This is a genomic window from Salarchaeum sp. III (assembly GCF_036418315.1).
Lineage (GTDB): Archaea > Halobacteriota > Halobacteria > Halobacteriales > Halobacteriaceae > Salarchaeum.
In genome coordinates, this window is sequence record NZ_JAZHPG010000026.1 from 49,606 (window position 1) to 73,285 (window position 23,680).

Annotated in this window: 26 protein-coding genes and 2 pseudogenes; 16 read left to right on the forward strand and 12 right to left on the reverse strand. The window is 65.6% G+C overall.

Going from position 1 to position 23,680, the window contains the following annotated elements:
* Positions 1–29 precede the first annotated feature (29 nt).
* From U3A55_RS08985 to U3A55_RS09000, 4 genes and pseudogenes are all read left to right on the forward strand, one after another.
* Complete coding sequence (locus U3A55_RS08985; protein WP_330991165.1) at positions 30–239, forward strand: hypothetical protein; 210 nt, start codon at positions 30–32, stop codon at positions 237–239.
* A gap of 77 nt (positions 240–316) precedes the next feature.
* A pseudogene (locus U3A55_RS15255) lies at positions 317–2,590 on the forward strand (ATP-binding protein); the annotation flags it as partial.
* A 981-nt stretch (positions 2,591–3,571) separates the two neighbouring features.
* Positions 3,572–4,444 (forward strand): annotated as a pseudogene (locus tag U3A55_RS15260) (DNA topoisomerase VI subunit B); the annotation flags it as partial.
* Positions 4,441–5,532, forward strand: coding sequence for a DNA topoisomerase IV subunit A (locus U3A55_RS09000; RefSeq protein WP_330991166.1), 1,092 nt, complete (start codon positions 4,441–4,443; stop codon positions 5,530–5,532). The pseudogene U3A55_RS15260 and the gene U3A55_RS09000, both read left to right, overlap by 4 nt.
* On the opposite strand, the gene U3A55_RS09005 is transcribed toward U3A55_RS09000, so the two are convergent.
* The 4 genes from U3A55_RS09005 to ligA are packed head-to-tail and all read right to left on the reverse strand — an operon-like array spanning position 5,533 to position 9,581.
* Entirely contained in the window at positions 5,533–6,213 is a 681-nt protein-coding gene (locus U3A55_RS09005; protein ID WP_330991167.1) for an MBL fold metallo-hydrolase, read from the reverse strand. It abuts the gene before it with no gap.
* A gap of 30 nt (positions 6,214–6,243) precedes the next feature.
* Positions 6,244–7,023: an HAD-IIA family hydrolase gene (locus tag U3A55_RS09010; RefSeq protein ID WP_330991168.1), complete on the reverse strand. Its 780-nt coding sequence runs from the start codon at positions 7,021–7,023 to the stop codon at positions 6,244–6,246.
* Positions 7,020–7,868, reverse strand: coding sequence for a mechanosensitive ion channel family protein (locus U3A55_RS09015; RefSeq protein ID WP_330991169.1), 849 nt, complete (start codon positions 7,866–7,868; stop codon positions 7,020–7,022). Before U3A55_RS09015 ends, U3A55_RS09010 begins: the two co-directional genes overlap by 4 nt.
* Positions 7,869–7,925: 57 nt before the next feature.
* The gene (ligA, locus tag U3A55_RS09020) at positions 7,926–9,581 is read right to left on the reverse strand and encodes an ATP-dependent DNA ligase LigA (protein ID WP_330991170.1); all 1,656 of its coding nucleotides are present in this window, start codon (positions 9,579–9,581) and stop codon (positions 7,926–7,928) included.
* 81 nt (positions 9,582–9,662) lie between these two features.
* Here ligA and U3A55_RS09025 point away from each other — a divergent pair, with 81 nt between their 5' ends.
* Positions 9,663–11,195, forward strand: a complete 1,533-nt coding sequence (locus U3A55_RS09025) for a hypothetical protein (RefSeq protein WP_330991171.1) — start codon at positions 9,663–9,665, stop codon at positions 11,193–11,195.
* Positions 11,196–11,302: 107 nt separating this feature from the next.
* Here U3A55_RS09025 and U3A55_RS09030 read toward each other — a convergent pair whose 3' ends face one another.
* The 4 genes from U3A55_RS09030 to U3A55_RS09045 form a co-directional block, all read right to left on the reverse strand.
* The gene (locus U3A55_RS09030) at positions 11,303–11,872 is read right to left on the reverse strand and encodes a hypothetical protein (RefSeq protein WP_330991172.1); all 570 of its coding nucleotides are present in this window, start codon (positions 11,870–11,872) and stop codon (positions 11,303–11,305) included.
* Entirely contained in the window at positions 11,869–12,237 is a 369-nt protein-coding gene (locus tag U3A55_RS09035; protein ID WP_330991173.1) for a hypothetical protein, read from the reverse strand. The genes U3A55_RS09030 and U3A55_RS09035 overlap by 4 nt, the downstream gene beginning before the upstream one ends.
* Positions 12,238–12,571: 334 nt before the next feature.
* Complete coding sequence (gene psmB / locus U3A55_RS09040) at positions 12,572–13,303, reverse strand: archaeal proteasome endopeptidase complex subunit beta (protein WP_330991174.1); 732 nt, start codon at positions 13,301–13,303, stop codon at positions 12,572–12,574.
* A gap of 52 nt (positions 13,304–13,355) precedes the next feature.
* Complete coding sequence (locus U3A55_RS09045) at positions 13,356–13,520, reverse strand: hypothetical protein (RefSeq protein WP_168219965.1); 165 nt, start codon at positions 13,518–13,520, stop codon at positions 13,356–13,358.
* 251 nt (positions 13,521–13,771) lie between these two features.
* Here U3A55_RS09045 and U3A55_RS09050 point away from each other — a divergent pair, with 251 nt between their 5' ends.
* The 3 genes from U3A55_RS09050 (at position 13,772) to U3A55_RS09060 (ending at position 15,437) form a co-directional block, all read left to right on the forward strand.
* On the forward strand, positions 13,772–14,137 hold the full coding sequence (locus U3A55_RS09050; protein ID WP_330991175.1) for a DUF555 domain-containing protein: 366 nt from the start codon (positions 13,772–13,774) through the stop codon (positions 14,135–14,137).
* A gap of 68 nt (positions 14,138–14,205) precedes the next feature.
* The gene (locus U3A55_RS09055; RefSeq protein WP_330991176.1) at positions 14,206–14,745 is read left to right on the forward strand and encodes a CBS domain-containing protein; all 540 of its coding nucleotides are present in this window, start codon (positions 14,206–14,208) and stop codon (positions 14,743–14,745) included.
* Between the two features lie 2 nt (positions 14,746–14,747).
* Positions 14,748–15,437 (forward strand): TVP38/TMEM64 family protein, encoded by a 690-nt coding sequence (locus U3A55_RS09060; RefSeq protein ID WP_330991177.1) that lies wholly within the window; start codon positions 14,748–14,750, stop codon positions 15,435–15,437.
* On the opposite strand, the gene purM is transcribed toward U3A55_RS09060, so the two are convergent.
* Complete coding sequence (purM, locus tag U3A55_RS09065) at positions 15,424–16,398, reverse strand: phosphoribosylformylglycinamidine cyclo-ligase (protein WP_330991178.1); 975 nt, start codon at positions 16,396–16,398, stop codon at positions 15,424–15,426. The genes U3A55_RS09060 and purM overlap by 14 nt on opposite strands.
* 101 nt (positions 16,399–16,499) lie before the next feature.
* Between purM and U3A55_RS09070 the strand changes: the two genes are divergently transcribed.
* The gene (locus U3A55_RS09070) at positions 16,500–16,799 is read left to right on the forward strand and encodes a hypothetical protein (protein WP_330991179.1); all 300 of its coding nucleotides are present in this window, start codon (positions 16,500–16,502) and stop codon (positions 16,797–16,799) included.
* Here the strand turns inward: U3A55_RS09070 and U3A55_RS09075 are convergent.
* Both U3A55_RS09075 and U3A55_RS09080 read right to left on the reverse strand, forming a co-directional pair.
* Positions 16,796–17,380: a metalloprotease gene (locus U3A55_RS09075; RefSeq protein ID WP_330991180.1), complete on the reverse strand. Its 585-nt coding sequence runs from the start codon at positions 17,378–17,380 to the stop codon at positions 16,796–16,798. The genes U3A55_RS09070 and U3A55_RS09075 overlap by 4 nt on opposite strands.
* On the reverse strand, positions 17,377–18,846 hold the full coding sequence (locus U3A55_RS09080; protein WP_330991181.1) for a TraB/GumN family protein: 1,470 nt from the start codon (positions 18,844–18,846) through the stop codon (positions 17,377–17,379). The genes U3A55_RS09075 and U3A55_RS09080 overlap by 4 nt, the downstream gene beginning before the upstream one ends.
* An 85-nt stretch (positions 18,847–18,931) precedes the next feature.
* Here U3A55_RS09080 and U3A55_RS09085 point away from each other — a divergent pair, with 85 nt between their 5' ends.
* The 4 genes from U3A55_RS09085 to U3A55_RS09100 all read left to right on the forward strand — a co-directional run bounded on the left by U3A55_RS09085 (position 18,932) and on the right by U3A55_RS09100 (position 20,653).
* On the forward strand, positions 18,932–19,372 hold the full coding sequence (locus U3A55_RS09085; RefSeq protein WP_330991182.1) for an acyl-CoA thioesterase: 441 nt from the start codon (positions 18,932–18,934) through the stop codon (positions 19,370–19,372).
* A complete protein-coding gene (locus tag U3A55_RS09090) occupies positions 19,369–19,836 on the forward strand; it encodes a hypothetical protein (RefSeq protein ID WP_330991183.1) in 468 nt (155 codons plus the stop codon). Before U3A55_RS09085 ends, U3A55_RS09090 begins: the two co-directional genes overlap by 4 nt.
* A gap of 143 nt (positions 19,837–19,979) precedes the next feature.
* Positions 19,980–20,243: an AbrB/MazE/SpoVT family DNA-binding domain-containing protein gene (locus U3A55_RS09095; protein WP_330991184.1), complete on the forward strand. Its 264-nt coding sequence runs from the start codon at positions 19,980–19,982 to the stop codon at positions 20,241–20,243.
* Positions 20,240–20,653, forward strand: coding sequence for a putative toxin-antitoxin system toxin component, PIN family (locus U3A55_RS09100; RefSeq protein ID WP_330991185.1), 414 nt, complete (start codon positions 20,240–20,242; stop codon positions 20,651–20,653). The genes U3A55_RS09095 and U3A55_RS09100 overlap by 4 nt, the downstream gene beginning before the upstream one ends.
* A gap of 390 nt (positions 20,654–21,043) precedes the next feature.
* Here U3A55_RS09100 and glpK read toward each other — a convergent pair whose 3' ends face one another.
* On the reverse strand, positions 21,044–22,561 hold the full coding sequence (gene glpK, locus U3A55_RS09105) for a glycerol kinase GlpK (RefSeq protein WP_330991186.1): 1,518 nt from the start codon (positions 22,559–22,561) through the stop codon (positions 21,044–21,046).
* 90 nt (positions 22,562–22,651) lie between these two features.
* Between glpK and U3A55_RS09110 the strand changes: the two genes are divergently transcribed.
* The 3 genes from U3A55_RS09110 to U3A55_RS09120 are packed head-to-tail and all read left to right on the forward strand — an operon-like array spanning position 22,652 to position 23,625.
* Positions 22,652–22,900: an AbrB/MazE/SpoVT family DNA-binding domain-containing protein gene (locus U3A55_RS09110; protein WP_330991187.1), complete on the forward strand. Its 249-nt coding sequence runs from the start codon at positions 22,652–22,654 to the stop codon at positions 22,898–22,900.
* A complete protein-coding gene (locus U3A55_RS09115; RefSeq protein ID WP_330991188.1) occupies positions 22,901–23,335 on the forward strand; it encodes a PIN domain-containing protein in 435 nt (144 codons plus the stop codon). It abuts the gene before it with no gap.
* Positions 23,332–23,625: a DUF7526 family protein gene (locus U3A55_RS09120; RefSeq protein ID WP_330991189.1), complete on the forward strand. Its 294-nt coding sequence runs from the start codon at positions 23,332–23,334 to the stop codon at positions 23,623–23,625. The genes U3A55_RS09115 and U3A55_RS09120 overlap by 4 nt, the downstream gene beginning before the upstream one ends.
* Positions 23,626–23,680: the final 55 nt, after the last annotated feature.

Here is a 23,680-nt window from a genome sequence, read left to right on the forward strand (position 1 = left end):
TAACACGGCCGACCGGGTACGTGCCCTCGATGACCGAATCCTCCACCGAAGCGAGCCGAATGACTCGCACCGAACTCTACGCCGCGCTCACGCTCTGGTTCGCCGCGTTCGTCTTCCTCGACACCACGAGCGGGAGCGGGGCGTTCCTCACCGCGGCCAGTGTCGTCGCCGCCATCGTCATCTACCTCCTTCCCGTCGTTCTCGTAGTTGACGTGGCGTTCCGATTCTTCCGGCTCTAAGCGGGACAGTCTCGTTTTCACTTTCACCATGCTACCGGGAGTGTTTTATCCGCGAAGGGGATAGGGTCGGGCACTGAATGACGTCCTTCCAGTCTACGCTCGGCGAGGAGGAGGGCATCGCGGAGGAGCTGGCGGAGAGCCAGCGAGAGATCTCCATCGCCGAGTTCTTCGAGAAGAACAAACACATGCTCGGGTTCGACTCGGGCGCACGCGGACTGGTCACGGCCGTGAAGGAGGCCGTGGACAACGCGCTCGACGCGACCGAGGAAGCCGGCATCCTCCCCGACATCTACGTCGAAATCCAGGAATCGGGCGACTACTACCGGCTCATCGTGGAGGACAACGGCCCCGGCATCACGAAGGAACAGGTGCCGAAAGTGTTCGGGAAACTCCTCTACGGGAGTCGGTTTCACGCACGCGAGCAGTCGCTCACTCCAGGCCAGAAAATCCTCGTCCGGCGAAAGGGCGACCTGGAGTTCGTCCCCATCGGCGTACTGTGCGACGCGTATCTACCACGCGAGGGAGGTGCGACCGCAGCGATCCCCGACGATATCGAAGCCCCGTCGTTCAACCGGGAGACCCACGAAATGTCGTGGGAGCCGGTGACGCACGCGATCCGGCACGAGACCGACGAGAAAACGTACGAGATAACGACCGAAAAGGGGCGAACGGTCGAAGTCACCGGGAACCACAGCGTCTTTTCCGTTACAAAAGACGGAGACACAGAGGAAGTGAAAGCCGGTAACTTAGAGCCGGGGGACACGATACTCACACCGCGAAAGCTCCCCTCGTTCGGCGACTGCGACTCGGTGAATATCCTTGAGCACCTCACGCGAGACGAACTCGAGGACCGACGCGTGTACGTCTATGGATTCGACACAGAGCGCCTAGAAGAATTACGGGCGGGCGAGCGTGTCCGAAAGAAACCGTCCGCAGACAGCGAACGCAAGCGAACGTACTATCGGGTCGATGGAGTGGATATCCTGAAAGACAGTCTCGAACAGAACTACATCGAGAAGGGCTATCTCCCGGCGGAAACAGTTATCGACCTCGGATGGGAGGAGAAGGCTGCCGAACAGAACTGTGAACTCAAAACGTATCAGGTGGGCGGCGGAGAAACCACGCTCCCCGTTTCGGTTCCGCTCTCTGCGGAGTTCATGAACCTCGTGGGGTACTACGTCGCGGAAGGTCACGCAGGCCCTCGACAGGTCGGTTTCACCTTTGGATCACACGAAGCAGAGCTGATTCAGGAGACTGAACGAGCGGTTGCCGGTCTCGGTGGTAATACGACGACGGTCGAACGTGAGCGAAATTCAACTCGTGTGAAAGCCTTCGGATCGCCGCTTGCGTTGTTCCTGAAGAACGTCTGCGGTGACGCGGCTGAGAACAAACGAATCCCGGCGTTCGTGTTTGAAGCGGCCCCCGAATACCAACAGAAGTTCATCGCTGCACTCTATCAGGGCGACGGGTCGGAAGCGCATCCGAGTAACGAGCTCTCGCATACGACGACCAGCGAGACGCTCAGCCGCCAGTTGTCGGTTCTCTGGAACATGCAGGGAGTTCTCGCGAGCACGGAAGTCGTTGACGAGAACGGCGGCTACGCCGACGAACCCAACACGGCGTACCGGACGAAGGTGTACGGCGAAGACGTGAACCCCTCCGACGTGTTCAGTGAGGACACGGTTTCTGGAGAGCAGCAGTACAAACGAATCCCGACCGCGTTACTCGACGACGTGCGAGCCGAGTCGGTGAACCAGGATACCGTCCCGGACAGCGTACCCGGTCTGTTGATGGGAGCGGGTGTCGGGTCCAATATCGAACACGCGGCCGTGTACCAGTCGCTCATCGAAGACGCCCTGAACGGTAAGTACGTCGAAAAACCCCGGTACGTCCACAATCTGAAGGAGAAGGGGCTGCTCACGGAAGAGCACGAACCGACTGCGACACTACAGGAGCTCTGGGAGACTGTCCAGAATCTCCATGGGCTCACGGACACCGACATGTGTCTTCTTCCCGTGAAGTCGGTGGAGGAGACCGAATCCCCGGAGTACGTGTACGACATCTCTGTTCCGGGTGCGACGGGAACAGACGAGAATTTCGTCGTCGCGAACGAGGGTGCGATTTCCGTGAAGAACAGTCGCGGCCAGCAGGGTATCGGTATCTCCGCAGCTGTTCTCTACAGCCAGCTCACGTCGGGGACGCCCGCGAAAATAACGAGTCGGACGAAGGGGAGCGAGACGGCGAAGTACTTCGAACTCACCATCGACACGGACTCGAACGAGCCGGTGATTCAGGACGAGGCGGAGACGACGTGGGAGCGTTCGCAGGGGACGCGTATCGAACTGGAGATGGAGGCGAACATGCGTGCGCGCAGTCAGCTCCACGACTACATGCAGCACACGGCGGTCGTGAATCCGCACGCCCGGCTGGAGCTGCGGGAGCCGAACGACCACTTCAAGTACGAGCGCGCGGAGGGCGCGACGCTCCCCGCGGAGACCGAGGAGATCCGACCGCACCCGCACGGCGTGGAGCTCGGGGCGCTCATCAAGATGCTGAACGCGACGGACTCGCACTCCATCCGGGGGTTCCTGCAGGAGGAGTTCACGCGGGTGGGCGCGAAGACCGCGGACTCGATTCTGGACGCGTTCCGCGACCGCCACTACGGCCGCGAGATGCGTTGGAGCGTCGCGGCGGCGAAGTCGTCGCGTGACGAAGGCGGGGAAGCCGCCGGAGCGAACGGTTTGCGCGACGCGGTCACGGAGGCGGTGTCGAACAAGTCGAGCGCGGACACGGACGCGTTCGCGGACGCGCTGAGCGAGGAACTCGCGGAGTTCGACCGCGTTTCCTTCACGGACATTGAGAACGCGGTCGCGGCGGCCGCGGACGAGGCGAGCGAGGAGACGGGGACGACGTTCGGCGATACCGTCCGAGAGAACGTCGTGGACGCCGTCTGGGCGGCGGTGACAGCGAACCGGGACGACGACCTCTACGGGTTCGTGGACGACGCGACGAGCGTCCAGAAGGACGACGCGACCGTCGCGGGGCTGGCGCGACGCATCGGCGAGAAGTTCGGCGACGACACGCCGCGGGACCGACTCGTCCGCGGCGACCTCCGGCAGTTCGTCGTCCGCGCCGCGGAGACCACCGAGGAGGTGGACGACGCCACCGTCGGCGAGACCTCGCGGGAGAACATCACCGAGCGACTGTGGGAGGCGATGGGCCGCGTCGAGGACGACGTGCCGCTCGCGCGCGAAGTCGCGTCGAGCCGTGACGCCGCCCGCGACCTCCTCGACGCGATGACTTCGGTCGACGTCATCGCGCCGCCGACGAACTGCCTCGCGCCCATCACGCCGGAACTCATCGAAGCCGGCCTCCGAAAGGAAGTGGACGCGGACTTCTACGCGGCCGCAACGCGGGACGCGGACGTGCACGGCGGCGACCCGTTCGTCGTCGAGGCCGGCATCGCGTACGGCGGCGACATCCCCGCGGACGGCACGGTGGATCTGATGCGGTTCGCGAACCGCGTGCCGCTCGTCTACCAGCGCGGCGCGTGCGCGACGACGCAAACCCTGAAGGGGATCGGCTGGCGGAACTACGGGCTCGACCAGCCCGGCGGGAGCGGCCTGCCGAGCGGCCCGTGCGTCATCATGGTGCACGTCGCGTCGACGAACGTGCCCTTTACGAGCGAGTCGAAGGACGCGCTCGCGTCCGTGCCGGCGATCGAGGACGAGATCGAGCTCGCGGTCCGGGAGGCCGCCCGCGACCTCAAATCCTACCTGAACAAGAAGCGCTCGATGCAGAAGCGCCGGGAGAAGCAGAACGTCATCGCGGACATCCTCCCGAAGATGGCGAGCAAGGTGAGCGAGATGACCGACCGCGAGGAGCTGCTGGTCGAGGACTCGCTCGCTCGCATCATGAACAACGTCCTCGTCGAGTCCGCGGTCGAGGACGGCACGCTGACCGTGACGGTGGAGAACCACGCGGACGCGAACGCCGACCTCGACGTGACCGCCATCGTCGACGCGGAACCCACCGACCTGTCCGCGGGGAGCGTCGTGGAGATGGACGGCGAATACTTCCTGACGTGGGAGCCGACAGTGTCGGGCGGCGACGACGCCGAACTGACGGCGAACGTGCCCGACGGAACCGAGTGTGACCTGAGCGTGGACGGAATCCAGGCGGAGAAACTCACGATAAACCAATGAGCGACATCACTGACGCGAAGGCGCGCGAGCGCCTCATCGACATGGCGGCCGAGTTCTACGACCAGTTCGCGGGCGGCGAAATCCCCCACATGGACGTGCCGACGCGCTCGAAGTCGAACATCGTGTTCGACGACGAGGCGGGCGTCTGGGTGTACGGCGACCGCACGAGCACGCGCAGCGCGAACAGCGTGCGTGGCGCGCGAAAACTCCTCAAAGCGGTGTACACGATGGAGTTCCTCGCCCAACAGCTAGAGGAGAACCGGTCGTCGACGCTGCGTGAACTCTACTACCTCAGCGAGTCCTGGGACGAGGAGGAAGCACAGTTCAGCACGCAGTCGGAGTCGAACAAGCTCGTGGAGGACCTCGAAATCGTCTCCGGCGTGAAGCGCGAGGACTTCCACATGCGGCCGGAGGAGTCCGGCGCGAAGGTGATGGGGCCGCTCCTCCTCCGCGAGCAGACTCGGCGCGGGGATAGGGACATCCACTGTCAGGAGGACGTGGGGCAGGGCGGCTACCAGATTCCGAACGACCCCGACACCATCGAGTTCCTCGACAACGACGCGGAGTTCGTGCTGTGCGTGGAGACCGGTGGGATGCGCGACCGCCTCGTGGAGAACGGGTTCGACGACGAACACGACGCTATCGTCGTCCACCTCGGCGGTCAGCCAGCGCGCGCGACCCGCCGCCTGACCAAGCGCCTGCACGACGAACTCGACCTTCCGGTCGTGGTGTTCACTGACGGCGACCCCTGGAGTTACCGCATCTTCGGTTCTGTGGCATATGGCTCCATCAAGTCCGCACACCTCTCGGAGTACCTCGCGACGCCGGACGCGCAGTTCGTCGGCATCCGCCCCGAGGACATCGTGGAGTACGACCTCCCGACCGACCCGCTCAGCGACTCCGACGTGAACGCCCTCGAAAGCGAACTGGAGGACCCGCGGTTCCAGACGGAGTACTGGACCGAGCAAATCGAACTCCAGCTCGACATCAACAAGAAGGCCGAACAGCAGGCGCTCGCCTCCCGCGGCCTGGACTTCGTCACCGACACCTACCTCCCCGAACGCCTGAACACGATGGGCGTCATCTGATTACTGGTCGGTCGGGGAGAGCGCGACGCCGACGCCGCGTCGGGCGACATCGGTGACGAACGCGTCCGCGTCAGTTTCGAGCGCGTCGAACGTACCGTAGTGAACGGGCACGACGAGGTCCGCTTCCATTCGTTCGGCGAGCGCGGCGGCTTCCTCGCGGTTCATCGTGAACGACCCGCCGATTGGCGGGCAGAGCACGTCCGCATCGATGTCGTCGTGGTGGGAGAGCGCGTCAGAATCACCCGTCCAGAGCACGCGAGAATCGGCGAGGGTGACGAGGTAGCCGACGCCGAATCCCTTCGGGTGGTTGTCGCGGGGTCCGTCGGGCCGGTTGTACGCGGGGAGCGACCGCACGCGCACGCCGTCGCCAGTCAGCGTCTCCGATTCGCCGATGCGCACCACGTCGTAATCGAGGTCGTCGACGGGCGTCACGTCCCGGTCGATGTTCGCGGCGTCGACGGCGTCGTAGACGACGATCGTCGCGTCCGGCTTGGCGACGCGGCGGATGCCGTCGGGGTCGTAGTGGTGGTCGTGGGTGACGCAGACCACGTCGCCGTCGCGCGCGTCGTAGCCGTCGAGGACGCCGTACCGGCCGGGGTCGAGGTAGACCGTTCGGTCGCCCGTGAGTCGTATCGTCGCGTATCCGAACCAGGAGACGTCAATGTCGCGGTAGCGAACCATACCCGAGAATTGGGGAGTAGGCGGAAAAAGTTAGAGGAGGTCGCGGGCGTCCGCGAGCGAGTCCCGGACGTAATCGGGCTGTATCGTGCTCGCGGCGAGCGTCTCGTCGTCGGTGACGCCCGTGCGGACGAGTACCGTCGTCATTCCCACGCGGTTACCCATCTCGATGTCGGTGTCGAGGCGGTCGCCGACGAGCACGCACTCGGCGGGCGGGAGGTCGAGGCGGTCGAGCGCGAGGCGGGCGGTCACGTCCGACGGTTTTCCGAGGACTGCGTCGGGGTCGCGTTCGACCACGCCGGCGACGGCGTTGATGATGGAGCCGGACCCGGGGACGGGGCCGTCTGGCGTCGGCACGGTGATGTCGGGGTCGGTGCCGACGAGGGCGTCCGCGCCCGCGCCGAACGCGCGGAGCGCCGCTATCATGTCGGTGTACTCGAACTCGCGGTCGTAGCCGACGACGACGGTGTCGGCTCTGCGTGCGTCCGCGACCAGCGAGATGCCGGCGTCCCGGAGCTGGTTCGTTACGGACTCCTCGGCGATGGCGAACACGGACTCGTCGGCGTGGTGTTCGCGGAGGTAGTCGATGGTCGCGCTCGTCGCCGTGAGCACCTCCTCGGGGCGGGCGTCGACGCCGAGGCGAGCGAGCCGCTGGGCGTACTCCGCGGGCGGCCGCGTGGGGTTGTTCGTCAGGAAGAGCACGCCCCGGCCCGCGTCGCGGAGGTCGGCGAGCGCGTCCGCCGCCCCGTCGAGCAGCGACTCCCCGGAGAGGACGGTGCCGTCGAGGTCGACGACGACGCCACGCTCGGTCATATTCCGTCCTCCATCGACACGTCGAGGCGGCCGTCGACGCGCTGTGCGCTCGCGGGCGCGAGCGTCACGTCAGCGTCCTGTAGCCGGCGTTTCACGCGGGTCGCGAACTCGCTGTCCACGTTCGCGACGTTCGCGGAGCGCGGGTTCTCCACCCAGACGCGCGCCGAGAGTTCTATCGCGTTCTCGCCGAGCGACGTGACGTGCACGACCGGTTCGGGGTCGCTCGCGATTCGGTCGTCCGCGCGAGCGGCGTCGACAAGGACGTCCGTCGCGGTGTCGAGGTCGGTGTCGTACCCGACGAGCACGCGTTCGGTGAGCCGGTACTTCCCGCGGGAGAAGGGGTTTCGGATGGCGTTCGTGGAGAGCTGGGTGTTCGGGACGGTGAGGACTTCGTCGGCGGGCGTGCGGACTCTGGTGACGCGGAGGTCGATGCGTTCGACGGTCCCCGACTCGCTGTTCCACTCGATGTAGTCGCCGACGTTGAAGTCGGGGTCGGCGACGAGGAAGAGGCCGCTCACGAGGTTGCCGATGACGTCCTGTCCGGCGACGCCGAGCGCGAGCGTCGCGGCGGCGACGATCATCGTGGAGCCGGCGACGAGGCCGCCGAACCCGGCAGCGGCGGTGGCGAGCGGTATCGCGATGATGACGAACAGGACGGTGGTGTACTGTTCGAGCGCGTTCACGAGCGTGGGGTTGTTCGGGTTTCGCGCGGTGACGACGCGACTCACCGCCGGCCGGACGAGCAGGTGGCCGAGAAGGGAGACGGCGAACAGCGTCAGGAGGAAGCGTCCCACGCTCTCGAACCACGCGCTGTACTGCGAGAGCAGGGATTCGAACGTCACCACGCATGGTCACTCCCGTTCATACGGGCACGTCGGGGGCCGACCGGGTAACTCTCCCGGCTACTGGGTCTCCACGAGTCGGCGGACGCGCTCGATGGTGTCCGCGTCCCCGGGGTCTTTGTCGCCGCGCACGCCGAGGAATCGCGGGAAGCGCAGCGCGTAGCCCGCGGAGTACGTCGGGGATTCCTGAATCTCCTCGTACCCGACCTCGAAGACGACCGCGGGTTCGAGGGCGACCTCCTGACCGTCCTGACGCCGAATGTGGGGTTCGAGGAGGTCGGTGAGGTCCGCGAGTTCCTCGTCCGTGATGCCCGTCGCGACCTTTCCGAGCGTCTCGTACTCCTCGGTCTCGCTGTTCCACGCAGAGAGGAGGAACGTCCCGAGGAAGGAGGCTCTGCGGCCTTCGCCCCACTCGGCGCCGGTGACGACGAGGTCGAGAGTCTCCACGTCGGGCTTGCGCTTCAGCCAGTTCTTCCCGCGCTTGCCGGGCGAGTACGCGGAGTCGGGGTTCTTGAGCATGATGCCCTCGTGACCGGCTTCGAGCGCGCGGGCTTCGATGTCGCCGATTTCGTCGGGGTCGTCGGTGAGCGTGAGGTCCGAGACGCCCGTCGAGAGCACGTCCGCGAGTCGGTCGTGGCGCTCGGTGAGCGGCTTATCGAGCAGGTCGTCGCCGTCGTGGTGGAGGCAGTCGAACGCCCGCAGCTCCACCTCGACCTCCTCCCGCATCCGGTCCACGTCGTGCTTCCGGCGAAAGCGCCGTAGGATTTCCTGGAAGGGAAGCGGCTCGCCGCTCTCGTCGGTGGCGATGACTTCGCCGTCAAGAATCACGGGCGCGGCGAGTTCGTCCTCCGCGAACTCCACGACCTCGGGGAGCGCGCCCGTCACGTCCTCCATGTTCCGCGAATACAGGGAGACCTCGCCGTCGTAGTGGAGTTGGACGCGCGCGCCGTCGAACTTCGTCTCCACCGCGACCGCCCCCCACTCCGCGACGGCGTCGGTGATGGTGCCGGCCTGTGCGAGCATCGCCTGCACGGGCCGCCCGACTTCGAGGTGGATGTCGTCCAACCCCGTCTCGCCGTCGGTGCGTGCGGTTTCGGCGACGAGGCCGTAGTCGTTCGACACCTGGAGCGCGCGCTCCACCGACTCGACGGGCACGTCGAACGCCTCCGCGATGGCGTCCCGGACGCTTCCCTCACCGACGCCGATGCGCATCTCTGAGAGCACGAGACGGGCGAGGTAGCGCGCTTCGGTGCTCGAACACCGATTGAAGAGGCCGAAGAGGACGGTTATCTTCTCGTCCTGACTGCCCGCGCCCTCGGCCGCTGCGAGCGCCGCGAGTTCGTCGTACACCTCGCGGACGGTGAGCGCGTCGTCTTCCCCACCAGACGTGAACGCGCCGAGGCCCTGCTGGCCGCCGAGGTCGTAGGACGCCGCGACCGCGCCGATGTCGCCCTCGTCGGCGAGCGCGTCCTCCACGTCCTCGCTGTCGGTGTTCGGGCCGGCGGCGCGAGCGATAGCCTCGTAGCAGTAGTTCGGGCCGATGTCGAGTTTCGTCTCGCTGTACGCCGGAAACACGCGTCCCTGCACGAACCGCGCGACCACCGCGAGGTCGTCGCCCGCCGCCCCGAACAGGTCGGCGACGAGGGAGACGATTTCGAGGTCTGCGGGTTCGGCCTCGATGTCGGACGCGCGCTCGGCGAACTCCGCGAACTCCATTACGCGGTCGTTCACGGCGTCCGTGCTTAAACCGACCGAAGGCCCACCGCCTTTTATACGCTCGCTCACGAACCCTCGCCCATGACTCGCTCGGACCTCGCAGCCGCGGTCGACGACGTCCTCGACGTGGACGCCGAGGCGTTCCAGTCGCGCGTCCGGGAGGACGCCGATGTCATCAAGGAGGAACTCGCGGCCGGGACGTTCGACAACCCGCAGGCAATCGTCGGCCTTGAGTACGAGTTCTACGCGGTGAGCGACGAGGGGTCGCTCGCCCGCCTCCCCCGTCGCCTCCTCGAGTTCGTGGGGTTCGAGAAGGAACTCGGCCTGCACAACGCGGAGATGACGACCAGTCCCCAGCCGCTGAACGAGTACGGTCTCGACGCGCAGGAGTCCGAGGTGCAGGCGCGACTGAAAGCCGCGTACGAGCCGATGGACGCCGAGGGGTTGCACCTCGTGAGCGACGGGATGTGGACGATACCGCCCGAGGGCGAGACCGCGGAGGAGTACCTCACGGACAGCGTCTCGGACGCGGGTATCGACCTCGCGACGAACATGAGCGCCTCGACGCGGTATCACGCGATGGCGAACACGGACCAGCCGGCGGGGATGACGCTCGACGCGCCCCACGTCTCCCTCGAAGCGGACACGGTGATGCCGGAGGCGCTCATCACGTCGATTCAGCCGCACTATCAGGTGCCGCAGGCGGTGGACCTCCCGACGTACTTCCGGTACGCGCTCCGGTTCGCCGGCCCGCTGGTCGCGCTCGGCGTGAACTCGCCGTTCTACCCGCCCGACCTCTACGACGACGACGCGACCCCCGAGGAGATTCTCGCGGACGGCCACGACGAGCACCGCGTCGGCGTGTTCGAGTCCGTGCTCAACGTCCCCGGCGAACAGGAGAAGGTGCGGTTCCCCCGGGACGTCGAGAGCATCGAGGAGGCCGTGGACCGCATCGTCGAGGACAACACTATCGTTCCGATGCCCGTCGAGCAAGGCGGGCGGTTCGACGACGAGTTCGCGCACTTCCGGATGAAACACGGCACGTACTGGCGGTGGGTGCGGCCCGTGCTCGGCGGGAGCAGCCGGGAGTCCGCGAACGCCCGCATCGAGTTCCGGCCGCTCCCCGGGCAGCCGACCGTCCGGGACACCGTCGCGTTCCAGGCGATGTTCGCGGGCCTCCTGCAGTCGATGGTGCGCCGCGACCACGACCTCTACGCGCTCGACTGGCGGGACGCCCGCGACAACTTCTACGCCGGCGTCGAGGACGGTCTGGACGCCGACTTCACGTACGTCACCGCCGACGGCGACGAAACCACGGACTCCCACGCCATCTACGAGGACCTGTTCACGCACGCCGAACGCGGCCTGCTGGACTGCGGCCTCGACGAGGAAGCCGCCGCGAAGTACCTCTGGCCGCTCCGCCAGCGCGCCCGCCACGGCATCACCCCCGCCGCGTGGAAGCGCGAGCGCGTCCGCGACCAGCTCGACGACGGCGACACCTTCCAGAACGCCGTCTACGCGATGCAGTGCGAGTACATCGAAAACCAACGCGAGACGATTCTCGAAGGCAGTTTCGCCGACTGGGTGGGGCGGGGCGACGGCCTATCGAAGTGACCTCGGGTGATGGGTTGAAACAGCGATACGCAGCCGTTTGACGTGGGATGGGAAGAGCGCGCACGGTGTTGTAACGAGCAGAGAGCGAGCAGTGGGTCGGCCGAGAGTTAGGTATCGAGACGCTGGAGCAATTGCGAAACGTAGGGGCTGTTCGTCCAGCTTCGATGTGGGCTGATTGTCGTGATGAGCGTTCGCGCCGTCTCGTGAGTTAGATGTCCATTCCGAGCGTAGTCGACGATGAGCCGCGGCGTCGGGACGATTCGCGGCCCCTGCAGCACGGCGTGAATCAGCGGAAAGTTCGTCCCGCCGAACTCGTCGGTGAGAAAGCCGTCGACATCGAGCGCGTTCGCGAGAACGATGCCGTCGGTTTCGCCGTCGTCGAGGCCGACCGTCGGTCGCGAGTCGGGAGTATCCTCGCGTTCGTAGGGGTTTTCGACCGTGTAGTAGCTGCGGGCCGCGAGGACGTTGCTCGCAGCCGCGGCGTGGATGTCCTGATACTGCGTGATATCGCGGAGTTCACTGAGGACTTCTGGCGGCACAACCACGTCACTCGCGGTGAGGAGATACTGGAACGGGTCCGGCGTATCGGTGTCGACGGCCGCGTCAGCACGAGGGACGGCGAGACTGACGAGCGCGCTGGTGTCGGCGACGACCGTTCGCAGTTGCCGGCCGCTCATCGCTCGTCGTCCGTTGCGGTGTCGACCGCGGTCGCGTCGCCATCGTAGACATCAATATCGTCGGGGGCAGCGAGGTCGAGTGGTTCGCCCTCGAGGTCCGCTTTGAGAAGGTGGAGGCGCTGGGCGGTTTCGGCGCCGACTAGCTGCTTGACGGTCGCGAATTCGAGTTGGTCGTCGTAGTACTTCGTCGCGACCAGCTCTTGGAACGTCTCGCTATCGGCAGTGTCCTCAATGTATTCGCGGATGGCCTCGACGAGGAGATCCGTCCGATTCGTGTCGAAGAGTTCCGCGATTGCGTCCAGCCGATCGACGAGGTACTCCGGGGACTGGAAGTGGACCCGTCGCGGGTCGTCGCTCGCGCTCATTCTATGTGCAAGTTCTGCACACAGAATGATAACGGTTTCGGCGGCTGCACAGAACCCACACAGTAACACTCTCCGAACGAGACCACCACCCACGTCGTAGCCGTAATCGGGTACGTTCAGCACCGCAAGAAGTCAGCTGGCTGGCGTTCCATCCCGAATGCTGTCGACGTTACCCAGTTCTAGACGGCTCGTAGCAGTCCGGTACGGGTCGGTATCGACGAGCCTGTGCTGGCTGATTGTGTAGGCGGGCGTGGTCCCGAAATCGGAACCGTATCTGCTCACGCTATCGTTTTGCGAGAGGAGAAGCCCGCCGTTCGCGGCGGGACGATGGCACTTATAGGAGTGCGTCGAAGTCTTCGTGGCCGACGATGTCGACGTTGTTCTCGGTGATGCGGGTGATGTGGATGCCGTTGCCGGAGGCGGCGTCGCGTTCGCTGGCGGCTTTGACGGCCTGGGCGGCGACGGTTTCGGCTTCGTCCATGGTGAGGCCGTCCTCGTAGTTGTTTTCGAGGCTACCGAGGGCGTACGGCATGCCGCTGCCCTGTGCGGTGTAGTCGTCCTGCATGCTGCTTCCGCCGGGGTCGAGGCTGTAGACGTGGGAGCCGTCCTCGTCGACGCCGCCGAGGATGGGGACGACGACGAAGAACGGGCCGCCGCGGAGCATGTTCGCGGAGATGGTGGCGAGTGCGCTGATGCTCATTTTCTCGCCGCGGCGGGCTTCGTAGAGGTTCGCTTCCGCGCGGAGGCTGCGGATGAAGGACTGTGCGCCGCCGACGCTGCCGGAGATGGCGAGCGCGGCGTTCTCCTGGATTTCCTCGACTTTCTGCACGTCCTTGTTGTAGATGACGCGGCCGCCGAGGCTCGCGCGCTGGTCGGACGCCATGATGACGCCGTCGTCGGCGGCGATGCCGACGATGGTGGTCTCGGATTCGATCTGGTTGACGTCCTTCTCGGTCATGTTGCTCTGGGGGAGCTCCCCGACCTGGGGTTCGTAGGGGTTCTGCGTGGCGTCCTCGAATTTCGCGTTGTTCTGCGCGAAGTCGGAGCCTCTGCTCGGGTTATACATTACCAGTTCGTAGACACGGGCGACTTATAAAACCAGTCTTTGCGGCGGTCTGTTAGCGCGCGTTCTCGTAGGCGTGTTCGGTGCGAGCGACGAGCCGGTGAATCGGGAGGGTGAATCCGAGCCGGCTGGTGAGCACCGCGAGCGGGAGGAGGGCGATTCCGAGGGCGAGCGTCGTCTGGTACGCGGCGGCGGTCGTGATGCGCGTGAGCGCTGTCATCTCGATACCCGTTCGGAACGCCGCCCCCTATATAGGTGTTACTCCCTCGGGGCGAGGAGAAAGTCACCGCTGTCTTGCGATTAAACTCGAATAGTGTAGGGGACAACTGTGGTTGCGTTCGCGTGACAGGTGGCTGTAGGCGGGGGCTGGCTTCGGCGGTGGTGAGCGCTAAGTTATACGGATATACGGGGTAACGTCCGCGGCGACGGGCGAACCACAAGACACGACTACCCGGCGCGATAGGAATAGGTATGAGCAACTACGTCGTGGCGATGGAGGCCGCGTGGCTGGTTCGTGACGTCGACAACTCGGACGACGCAATCGGTGTCGCCGTGAGCGAAGCCGGGAAGCGACTGAACCAACAGGACCTCGATTACGTCGAGGTCGAAGCCGGATTGACGAGCTGTCCCGCGTGCGGGGAGCCGCTGGACGCGTCGTTCCTCGCAGCGAGTACGGCGCTGGTCGGGCTGGTGCTCGAACTCACCGTGTTCAACGCGGACTCGGAGGAGCACGCCTCGCGCATCGCGAAGTCCGAGGTCGGCGGCGCGCTCCGCGACGTTCCCCTCGAAGTCATCGAGGTCGTCGAGGAGTCCGAGGAGAGCGAAGAGGAAGCGTAACACCGGCAACGGTCGCGGTATCGAGCGGACAGCCAAACCTTTATTGATAACCTCGGGTAATGACGGGTATGCACCTCCCGACTCCCCAGGACCTGCGGGAGCGTCGGAACGCGCTCGAACTCACGCAGAGCGAACTCGCGGACCGCGCCGGCGTCTCCCAGCCGCTCATCGCCCGCATCGAAGGCGGTGACGTGGACCCACGGCTGTCGACGCTACGCCGCATCGTGGACGCGCTGAACGAGGCGGAAGGCGACGTAGTGCGCGCGCGCACCCTCATGCACGACGAGGTCGTGCACGTCGACCCCGACGACCCAGTGAAACGCGCCGTCGAGAAGATGCAAGACGCGGGGTACAGCCAGCTTCCCGTCATCACGAACGGCGTGCCCGTCGGCAGCATCAGCGAGAGCGACATCGTGCACGCGGGCGAGAACGTCGGCGAACAGCCCGTCCGGGACGTGATGAGCGAGAGCTTCCCGACCGTCTCCCCGGACGCCACCCTCGAAGAGGTGTCGAGCCTCCTCGACCACTACACGGCCGTCATCGTCACCGAGGAGGGGTCCTCGGTGGGCATCATCACGCAGGCGGACGTGGCGGCCCGCATCTCGTAGAGATGCGGTCGCTCCGCCTGTTCCGCTCGCACGAGGCGCGACGGAGCGCGCTCGTCGCGCTCGCCGCCGTGCTCGCCGCGCTCCTCGTGCTCGCGGCGGTGCTCGCCCGACTCGACGTGTTCTCCACGCCGGCCGAACTCCGCGCGTTCCTGGATTCGTTCGGTCCGGCGACGCCGGTCGCGTTCGTCCTCCTGCAGGCGATGCAGGTGGTGGTCGCGCCGATACCCGGCCAGGTGTTGTCGTTCGTCTCCGGCTACCTCTTCGGCCCCCTCTGGGGGACCGCGTACAGCGTGCTCGGCGCGAGCATCGGGAGTTACGCCGCGTTCTGGCTTTCCCGGCGGTACGGCCGACCGTACGTCGAGCGCGTAGTGACCGCGGACGCCTTCGAGTGGTTCGAGGCGGTGACGGACGACAACGGCCTGCTCGCGCTGTTCCTCATCTTCCTGATTCCCGGCCTCCCGGACGACGTGCTGTGTTTCGTCGCCGGGCTCACCGATCTCGACCTGAAGAAGATGACCGTCGCCGCCGCGCTCGGTCGGATTCCCGGGTTCTTCCTCGCGGCGCTCGCCGGGTCGAACGCCGCCGCGGGCGACTACACGACCGCGATAGTCATCGCCGCCGTGCTCGGCCTCGCCGGACTCGTCTGCTGGGTGTACCGCGAGCGCGTCCGAGCGTTCCTCACTCGAGTGTGAGGCCGCGCACCGCCACGCCCTCGCCCGCTTCGACGGACCCGATGACGCGGCCGTCCGTCGCGTCCGCGAGCGACTCCGCGTCCGCGGGCGGGAGCGCGACGACGAAGCCCGTGCCCATGTTGAACGTGCGGTGCATCTCCGCGTCGGAGACGTTCCCGCGCTCCTGCACGAACGCGAAGACGTCCTGTGCGTCGAACGGGTCGAGAATCGAGTACCGGTAGTCGCCCATGCGGGAGAGGTTCGTCCAGCCGCCGCCGGTGACGTGTGCGGCGGCGTGCACGTCGTGTTCGTGGAGGTCGTCGAGGAGGTGCGTGTAGAGCCGAGTGGGTTCGAGGAAGGCCTCCCCCACCGTCTCGTAGCCGTCGTAGGGGTAAGGGTCGGTGTAGTCGCCGTCGCGGGTTGCGGCCTCCCGGGCGAGCGTGAGGCCGTTCGAGTGGATGCCGGATGACTCGAAACCGACGAGCACGTCGCCCGCCTCCGCCTCGCCCGGGAATACCTCGGTCTTCTCGGCGAGTCCGGCGGCGGTGCCGGCGAGGTCGAGTCCGGAGACGACTTCGGGCATTACGGCGGTCTCGCCGCCGACGAGCGCGACGCCGGCGTCCTCCGCGCCCCGTGAGAGCCCCGCGCCTATCTGTTCGGAGAAGGTTTCGCTGGGTTCGTCGACGGCGAGGTAGTCGACGAACGCGACGGGGGTGACGCCGGCGGCGACGAGGTCGTTGACGTTCATCGCGATGCAGTCGATTCCTACCGTGCTGTAGTCGCCGAGCGCGTCGGCGACGAGGAGTTTGGTGCCAACGCCGTCGGTGGCGAGCGCGAGGTATCGGTCGCCGATGTCGAGGAGGCCGGCGTATTCGGTGGTGTCGTTCCCGCCGACGGCGGAGACGAGCGCGGCGGTCGCGGCGTCGCTCGCGTCGATGTCGACTCCGGCGTCGGCGTACGTGAGTTCCTCCTCGTCGGTCATACACGACGGTGGGTATGACGGAGCGAAAAACCCACCGGTGTATGCACGAGCGCGCGTGGTCGCCCACAACCGTTTACACGCCCCGTGCGCTACACGCAGATATGTCAAACCGACCGCAGTACGAGGAGTGGGAGTTCGAGGACCGACACCGCCACGACGTCGAGTGGCTCGGCACCACCGCCACCACGGGCACGGAGGGCGCGCCCGGGATGCCCGTGTTCCTCGACCGCGACAAGAACGAGGTGTTCCGCGCGGAGACCGACGTGGAGCGCCAGTTACTCTCGGAGGTCACCGAGTCGACGCGGAGTACAGAGGAGTCGAGTCTCACTGAGGTAATTCAGGACATCGGGGACGAACTCGGCTGGGAGACGCTGAGCGAGTTCGGTGAAGAAAACAGCTAGAGGAAGCCGAGTCGCCAGAGTGCGAGCAGTATCGAGGGCGCGGCGACCGCGACGTACACGCCGAGGTTCCACTTCCTGACGGTGTTGCCGTCGAGCGGGCCGAACGGGAGCATGTTGAACCCCGCGAGCAGGACGTTGATGAGGACGCCGTACTCGGCGATGGCCGAAACGGGTGTGAGCGCCCAGAACACGGCGGCCATCGCGAGGTTCGCGATGGGGCCGGCGAGCGCAACGAGGCCGCGCTGGCGGTTCGTGATGCGGCCGGCGTGATGGACCGCACCGGGCGCGGCGAACAGGAAGCCCGCGAGCCCGCCCGCGATGGCGAGCAACAGCATCCCGTAGTCCGCGCGGAACTCCGCGTGCTGGCCGAAGTGAACGGCGACGGCCTTGTGCGCGAGTTCGTGGCCGAGGAAGCCGACGCCCGCGGTGACGAGACTTATGCCGAACAGCATGGCGAACTCCGTCGAGACCACCACGTCGAGTTGGGCGGCGCTAATCGGGGAGAGCAGCAGGCCGAACGCGAGGCCGAGCGCCAACCAGGCGACGGCGAGGTCCTTGAATTCGCGTCGACTGTAGTTCATACGAGCGCCAAGAGGATGTCCGCGATGTTGTTGAACCCCTGTCCGAGGTAGTGTTTGATTTCACCGAACGAGTCTATTTTCGGGCTGACGAACGTCATGAGCGCGAGTGCGACCGGTGACCCGATCATGCTTCCGACGTTCGTGAGCGCGACGACGGCGATGAGTTTGAACAGAGGGACTTCGCGCATCCGAGCGAAGAGGTCGCGAATCGGTGCTTGTTCGTCACTCATTATTTCGTTGAGGGTGCTGATGTCGCTGATGGAGACGGGCGTGTACCGGAGTTCGACGTAGCCAGCGATCCAGCCAGGGGCGAGGGTCGGTTCAAGGCTCGTCAGCCACGCGCTTCCCGCGCCTGCGAGCGTGCTGAACGGATGTGCGCCGGCGGCGAGCGCAAACCCGCCCGCGAAGACGGCGTTAACGATGAACCACACGGCGAACGCCTCGATGAGGATGTCCGTGCTCAGGCCGGACATCGCCATCAGGACGAAGAACAGGAGCACGCTCACGGACATCAGCGCGCCGATGAATCGCGCTATCGAGAACCGTTTTTCCTCGCGTCCCTGCAGGCTCTCCATCGGCGGGAGGGTTTCGGGGTTGTCGAGGTAGCCTTTCACGCCTTCGACGTGGCCGGCGCCGATGACGGCGAGCACGTCCTTGCCCTGCTGGCGGAGCGCGAGGATGTTGTGCGCGAGGTAGGCGTCGCGTTCGTCGATGAGGGCTTCGGCGCCCCGGGGGCTGAACCGCCGGAACTCCTCCATCATGGCGCTCACAACGTCCGTGTCGGTGAGGTCCTCCATGCTGAGTTCCTCGTAGTCCTCCTCGCTGCCGGTGCGCGCGAACAGCAGTCCGAGGACGGTGCCGACGACGAGGGCGACGCCGGCGGCGATGGCGACGACTTCGACGAGCATCGTGAGCACGCCGAGCAATCCGCCGCCCGCGAGCACGAACGGCCCCGCAAGCAGTTCGACGATGAGGCCGAGGAACCCGCCGCCCGTGAACCCCAATGCGAGGCCGAGCGTCCACGGGTCCGCGAGGCCGAACGCGAGCCCGCCGACCATCCGGAGTTTCTCCACGAAGCCCATGCGGGTCCAGAACCGCTGAATCGTCACCTGGATGTTCCGGTCGACGAGCGCCACGTCGATGCCGAGCGCTTCCGCGGTGTCCACGGCGGCGAGCATGTCCGCGCCGGGACTCACGTCGAAGCGCTCGCCGAGGCGCTGCTGGACGTACGAGAGCAGCCAGTACGCGAGGAACTGGAACGCCATGCTCCCGCGGAGGAGGTCCTTGGGGTCGATGTCGTCGGGCGCGTCGCCCTTCATCTGCCGATATCGGCCCTCGTCCAGCTCGACGGCGACCACGTCCGGGTCGCGCTCCTCGATCTCGCGCTCGACGGTTTCGACGGAGTCGGAGGAGACGTGCGCCGTGCCGACGAGGTGGACCGACCCCTCGCGGGACTCGTCGCTCATTAGCGTGGAGTAGTCGGTCGGCGGGCCTTACAGGTGTCGGTCGGGGGTCGGCACGTTCTTCCCGCCGACGCCAGTACGTCGGGGTATGCCTTCGGTGATGGAAACGTACGTGGAGAACCGGGAGATGGTGCAGCCGAACCACGCGAACACCCACGGCACCGCGCACGGCGGGAACGTGATGAAGTGGATGGACGAAATCGGCGCGATGAGCGCGATGCGCTTTGCGGGCGAGGAGGTCGTTACCGCACGGATGAATCAGGTGAACTTCGGCCGCCCCATCCCCGTCGGGGATACGGCGCTCATCGAGGCGTACGTGTACGCGGCCGGGTCGACGAGCATGCGCGTCCGCCTGCGGACGTTCCGGGAGAACCCGCGAACGGGCGAGCGCGAGCAGACCACGGAGTCCTTCTTCGTGTACGTTGCAGTGGACGACGACGGTCAGCCGACAGCGGTCCCCGAGGTCACGGTCGAGACCGACGAGGGCGAGGAGTATCGGCGCATCGCGCTGGAGGGCGAGGGCGAATGAGCCTCGACATCTCGACGGGCGAGGTCCCGGATCCGCCCGAACTCGACACGGAAGCGGACGTAGACGATTACGAGGACCTCGACGTCGGCGGGAACGACTACCACCGCGAAGACCTCGAAGCCTTCCTCCGGGAGGGCGCGTGGGAAGACGCGTTCGCCGAATGGGCGGACGACACCGAACTCACCGAAGAGGAGTACCAAATCGTGCTCGACCTCGACCTCCTCTCGAACTTCGACTTCTTCTGGGACGACTTCGCCGACCGCGTCGGCTACCACGCCCCCGGCCTCCCCGAGGACTGGCAAGAACGCGACCTCCACCCCGACCTCGACTCCTGGAGCACGGTCTCAGCCATCAACGCATCACTCACCGAACTCGGACGAACGGTCTCCGACCGACTGAAAGCGGACTACGTGGACTGGAACGCGGAGTACGAGGCGCCGGACGACCTGCCGGACTTCGATTAGTCAGTTCCGCCGCCTATGTCGGCTTCGAGTTCCTCGTCAGTACGGCCTTCGCCGAGTTGTTTTTCGGGTTCTTCCGGCGTGGTGTGCGTATTGACCGGTAGATTCAAACTCCTTCGTAAGGAATTCTTACACAGGAGGATAGCATGGCATCTGACGAACCCGAGGTGACGACCGTCACCTCGAAAGGACAGATCACAATCCCAAGCAGCCTTCGAGAGCAGTTTGGGTTAGAAGAAGGAACGAAGCTCATGGTCGTTCCGACAGACTATGGACTCGTATTGAAGAAAATTGACCTCCCGTCGGTCGAAGAATTTCAACAACGAGTCGAACAGCGTGCACAAACAGTCGATGTCTCCCCCGAAGAAGTCTCACAGCTCGTCCACAAAGCACGAAGCAACGATAAATGAGGGCCGTCCTTGACACAAACGTACTCATTTCGGGAGTTATTGCAACCGGTGTCCCACACAAACTACTCGTCAAGGGATTCAACCACGACTATCAGATTGTCGTTTCCGTAGCAACGCTCACTGAGTTCCGCGAAACCCTCCTCAAGTATCCCGAGCGATTCCACATGAGCGAAGACGAAGTGCAGGAGGAGGTCGAAACGATTCGGTATTTCGCTGAGTTCGTAACCCCACAGGAAGACATCACAGCTGTTGACGATGATCCGGACGACGACAAATTCCTAGAAGCAGCAGTAGCTGGCGATGTTGAGTATCTCGTTTCCGGTGATGGACATCTACTCTCTCTAGACTCATACCGCGGTATCGATATCGTTGAACCGAGAACTTTCTACGATCAACTCGATACCTCTTAGCGTGCCTGTAGGTAGCGTCCAGTAATTCGTCTGTACTTAGCGACCCCCACCAGAAGATGTCGGCCGTTGGGGATTTCAATCGAGCCCAAACCAGTACACCGCCTCGGGAATCAAACCCCGAGGCACTCGGCTTGCTCCGTCTAGAGACAACCCCCTAGTTGCTTCACTGTAGATGGGGTTCAAACAAAGCTGCAGGGGATACAAGAAACTCCGGTGTCGTATTGCAGTACGTCCCGGCGGGAGGCCGGGAGTTCTGCGTGTACCAATGGTTAACGGGTGCGGGACGCCCCGGGGGAGGCGGTCTCGCACGCCGTATCAGAACACACGCCCTTCCACAGTAAGCGTCTTATCCATATATGGGCGTATCAAATCTACCTACCTTTGAGTTCCTTAAGGTCGTTCCGTCGCCCAGTCGCGCGAGCGCTCGACGGCGTCCTGCCAGCGGTCGTACTTCGCGTCCCAGTCGCCGTCGCGCGGGCTGAACGCGCGGTCGGTGCGTCGGTTCTCGCGGAGGTCGTCGAGGTCGTTCCAGTAGTCGACGGCGAGGCCGGCGGCGTAGGCGGCGCCGAGCGCGGTGGTTTCGTCTACGACGGGGCGGTCGATTTCGGTGTTCATCACGTCCGCGATGAGCTGGCAGAGGAAGTCGTTCTTCACCGCGCCGCCGTCCACGCGGAGACTGGAGAGCGACACGTCGCTGTCGGCGAGCATCGCTTCGGCCACGTCCCGGGTCTGGTACGCGATGGCTTCGAGGGTGGCGCGCACGAGGTGTTCGCGGCGGGTGCCGCGGGTGAGGCCGACGATGGTGCCGCGGGCGCGGGGGTCCCAGTGTGGCGCGCCCAACCCGGTGAAGGCGGGGACGATGTAGACGCCGTCTGTGCCGTCGACGGTGCGCGCGAGCGACTCCGTCTCGCCCGCGTTCTCCACAAGGGAGACGTCGTTGAGCCACTCGATTGCCGCGCCGGTCGCGAAGATTGAGCCCTCGAGCGCGTACTGCACGGGTTCGCCGCGACGCTGGAAGCCGACCGTGGTGAGGAGACCGTGCGTCGACTCGACCGGCATCTCACCGGTATTGAGGAGGAAGAACGAACCGGTGCCGTAGGTGTTTTTGGCGTCACCGGGATCGAAGCACGCCTGCCCGAACAGTGCCGCTTGCTGGTCGCCGAGCGCGCCCGCGACGGGGACGCGCGCGCCGAGGAAGCCGTCCGGGTCGGTGTACCCGTAGTACTCGTCGTCGGAGGACGGGCGGACGTCGGGGAGGCAGGCGCGCGGCACATCGAACTCCGCGAGTAGGCGGTCGTCCCAGGTGCAGTCGTGGATGTCGTACAGCATCGTTCGGCTCGCGTTCGTCACGTCGGTGACGTGCGCGCCAGTGAGGTTGTAGACGAGCCAGGAGTCGACGGTGCCGAACAATACGTCGCCGTTCGCGGCGCGTTCGCGGACGCTCCGGGTGGCCGAACGCGTCGGTTCGATTGGGTCTGCGTTCTCCAAGAGCCACTCCAGTTTCGACGCGGAGAAGTAGGCGTCCAGCTCCAGTCCCGTCGTCTCCCGCGCGTAGGCGTCGAGGTCGTCGCTCAGTCCTTCGATGCGTTCGGTGGTGCGGCGGTCCTGCCAGACGATCGCGTCGTGAACGGGGTCGCCCGTCTCCGCGTCCCAGAGCACGGTGGTCTCGCGCTGGTTCGTCACGCCGATGGCCGCGAGGTCACCGGGGGCGATACCGGCGTCCGCGAGCGCCGACTCGACGACGCGTTTCGTGTTCGCCCAGAGTTCGCCCGGGTCGTGCTCCACCCAGCCCGGCTCCGGATAGTACTGCTCGTGGGTCTCGTACGCGTTCGCGACCACGGACGCGTCCCGGTCGAACACCAGGAAACGCGTGCCCGTCGTCCCCTGGTCTATCGCGCCGACGTACATAGTCGGGGACGCGCGCCGCGTCCCGATAAAAGCGCGGGAGTAGTGTGGCGCCACACTACGTTTTTACGACTGGCCGCCGAACTCGACGACATGAGTAGCGACCGAGTCGACGCGGAGAGTAAGGTGTCGGGGAACCAAGCGAACATCCCCGCGCGCGTCCGCCGCGCGCTCGACATCGACGACGGCGACAGGCTGCGCTGGCACGTCGAAGACGGCGCGGTTCGCGTGAAGGTCGTACAGCGCCGCACCGGCACATTCGGCGAGTTCGAGGGGTACGACGGCGCGACGGACACCGACGCCACCGCGGGCCACGACGCGTGGGGCGTCTCCCCCGAGTAGATGCCGCGAGCGCTCGTCGACACGTCAGTCCTGTTCGCCGCAGCGTACCGCCGCGACGCCCGCCACGAGGACGCGCTACCGATTCTCCGGGGCGTCGACGACGGCACGCTCCCCGAGGCCGTACTTCTCGACTACGTCCTCGCGGAGACGCTGAACGGCCTCACCGCGCACGCCGGCCACGACGCCGCGGTGGACTTCCTCGACCGAATCGAGGAGAACGCGCGCGTCCACATCGCGGCGTTGAGCGCGGACGGTCGCGCGACGGCGAAATCCGTCTTCCGCCAGCACGCGGGGTTCTCGTTCGTCGACGCCAGCCTCGTCGCGTACATGCAGTCCGAGGGCCTGGGCTACCTGTACGCGTTCGACGACGACTTCGACGCCGCGGACGACGTGTATCGACTCACGACCGCCACCGACCCATACCAGACAGAATGATCACGTTCAGTGCGGAAGTCATGCACGTCGTCGGCCCGGACGAGCGCGACGACCACGACCTCACCCCGTATCTCGAACGCCTCAGCGAGGACCGCTACGTGCTCGTCGTTCGAAAGGGTGGGTCGCCATCCTGGCTCGACCGCATCGTCGCATTCTTCCGCCGCGATTCCATCGAAGCCGTCACCGTCATCACCGACGACGCCTACGAGGAGGGCGACGAACTCCACGTCACCGCCACGGAAACGGAGATGGCGGGCGTGTTCGACGCGACCGAGATACGAGAAGCCTAGCGGGTGTTCTCTATTCCGACGAGTGAGCGCCTGTAACAGTGATTTACCTCCCGGC

What these genes read in the sequence shown, in the direction of transcription:
- U3A55_RS09025 (WP_330991171.1), top strand. Translation starts at nt 9,663, where the DNA reads ATGACTCGCTCGGACCTCGCAGCCGCGGTCGACGACGTCCTCGACGTG.
- U3A55_RS09115 (WP_330991188.1), top strand. Translation starts at nt 22,901, where the DNA reads ATGCCGCGAGCGCTCGTCGACACGTCAGTCCTGTTCGCCGCAGCGTAC.
- U3A55_RS09030 (WP_330991172.1), bottom strand. Translation starts at nt 11,872, where the DNA reads ATGAGCGGCCGGCAACTGCGAACGGTCGTCGCCGACACCAGCGCGCTC.
- purM (WP_330991178.1), bottom strand. Translation starts at nt 16,398, where the DNA reads ATGACCGACGAGGAGGAACTCACGTACGCCGACGCCGGAGTCGACATC.
- U3A55_RS09055 (WP_330991176.1), top strand. Translation starts at nt 14,206, where the DNA reads ATGCACCTCCCGACTCCCCAGGACCTGCGGGAGCGTCGGAACGCGCTC.
- ligA (WP_330991170.1), bottom strand. Translation starts at nt 9,581, where the DNA reads ATGGAGTTCGCGGAGTTCGCCGAGCGCGCGTCCGACATCGAGGCCGAA.
- U3A55_RS09060 (WP_330991177.1), top strand. Translation starts at nt 14,748, where the DNA reads ATGCGGTCGCTCCGCCTGTTCCGCTCGCACGAGGCGCGACGGAGCGCG.
- U3A55_RS09010 (WP_330991168.1), bottom strand. Translation starts at nt 7,023, where the DNA reads ATGACCGAGCGTGGCGTCGTCGTCGACCTCGACGGCACCGTCCTCTCC.
- U3A55_RS09050 (WP_330991175.1), top strand. Translation starts at nt 13,772, where the DNA reads ATGAGCAACTACGTCGTGGCGATGGAGGCCGCGTGGCTGGTTCGTGAC.
- U3A55_RS09000 (WP_330991166.1), top strand. Translation starts at nt 4,441, where the DNA reads ATGAGCGACATCACTGACGCGAAGGCGCGCGAGCGCCTCATCGACATG.
- U3A55_RS09090 (WP_330991183.1), top strand. Translation starts at nt 19,369, where the DNA reads ATGAGCCTCGACATCTCGACGGGCGAGGTCCCGGATCCGCCCGAACTC.
- U3A55_RS09035 (WP_330991173.1), bottom strand. Translation starts at nt 12,237, where the DNA reads ATGAGCGCGAGCGACGACCCGCGACGGGTCCACTTCCAGTCCCCGGAG.
- U3A55_RS09075 (WP_330991180.1), bottom strand. Translation starts at nt 17,380, where the DNA reads ATGAACTACAGTCGACGCGAATTCAAGGACCTCGCCGTCGCCTGGTTG.
- U3A55_RS09100 (WP_330991185.1), top strand. Translation starts at nt 20,240, where the DNA reads ATGAGGGCCGTCCTTGACACAAACGTACTCATTTCGGGAGTTATTGCA.
- U3A55_RS09045 (WP_168219965.1), bottom strand. Translation starts at nt 13,520, where the DNA reads ATGACAGCGCTCACGCGCATCACGACCGCCGCCGCGTACCAGACGACG.
- U3A55_RS09005 (WP_330991167.1), bottom strand. Translation starts at nt 6,213, where the DNA reads ATGGTTCGCTACCGCGACATTGACGTCTCCTGGTTCGGATACGCGACG.
- U3A55_RS09110 (WP_330991187.1), top strand. Translation starts at nt 22,652, where the DNA reads ATGAGTAGCGACCGAGTCGACGCGGAGAGTAAGGTGTCGGGGAACCAA.
- U3A55_RS09080 (WP_330991181.1), bottom strand. Translation starts at nt 18,846, where the DNA reads ATGAGCGACGAGTCCCGCGAGGGGTCGGTCCACCTCGTCGGCACGGCG.
- U3A55_RS08985 (WP_330991165.1), top strand. Translation starts at nt 30, where the DNA reads ATGACCGAATCCTCCACCGAAGCGAGCCGAATGACTCGCACCGAACTC.
- U3A55_RS09095 (WP_330991184.1), top strand. Translation starts at nt 19,980, where the DNA reads ATGGCATCTGACGAACCCGAGGTGACGACCGTCACCTCGAAAGGACAG.
- psmB (WP_330991174.1), bottom strand. Translation starts at nt 13,303, where the DNA reads ATGTATAACCCGAGCAGAGGCTCCGACTTCGCGCAGAACAACGCGAAA.
- U3A55_RS09070 (WP_330991179.1), top strand. Translation starts at nt 16,500, where the DNA reads ATGTCAAACCGACCGCAGTACGAGGAGTGGGAGTTCGAGGACCGACAC.
- glpK (WP_330991186.1), bottom strand. Translation starts at nt 22,561, where the DNA reads ATGTACGTCGGCGCGATAGACCAGGGGACGACGGGCACGCGTTTCCTG.
- U3A55_RS09085 (WP_330991182.1), top strand. Translation starts at nt 18,932, where the DNA reads ATGCCTTCGGTGATGGAAACGTACGTGGAGAACCGGGAGATGGTGCAG.
- U3A55_RS09120 (WP_330991189.1), top strand. Translation starts at nt 23,332, where the DNA reads ATGATCACGTTCAGTGCGGAAGTCATGCACGTCGTCGGCCCGGACGAG.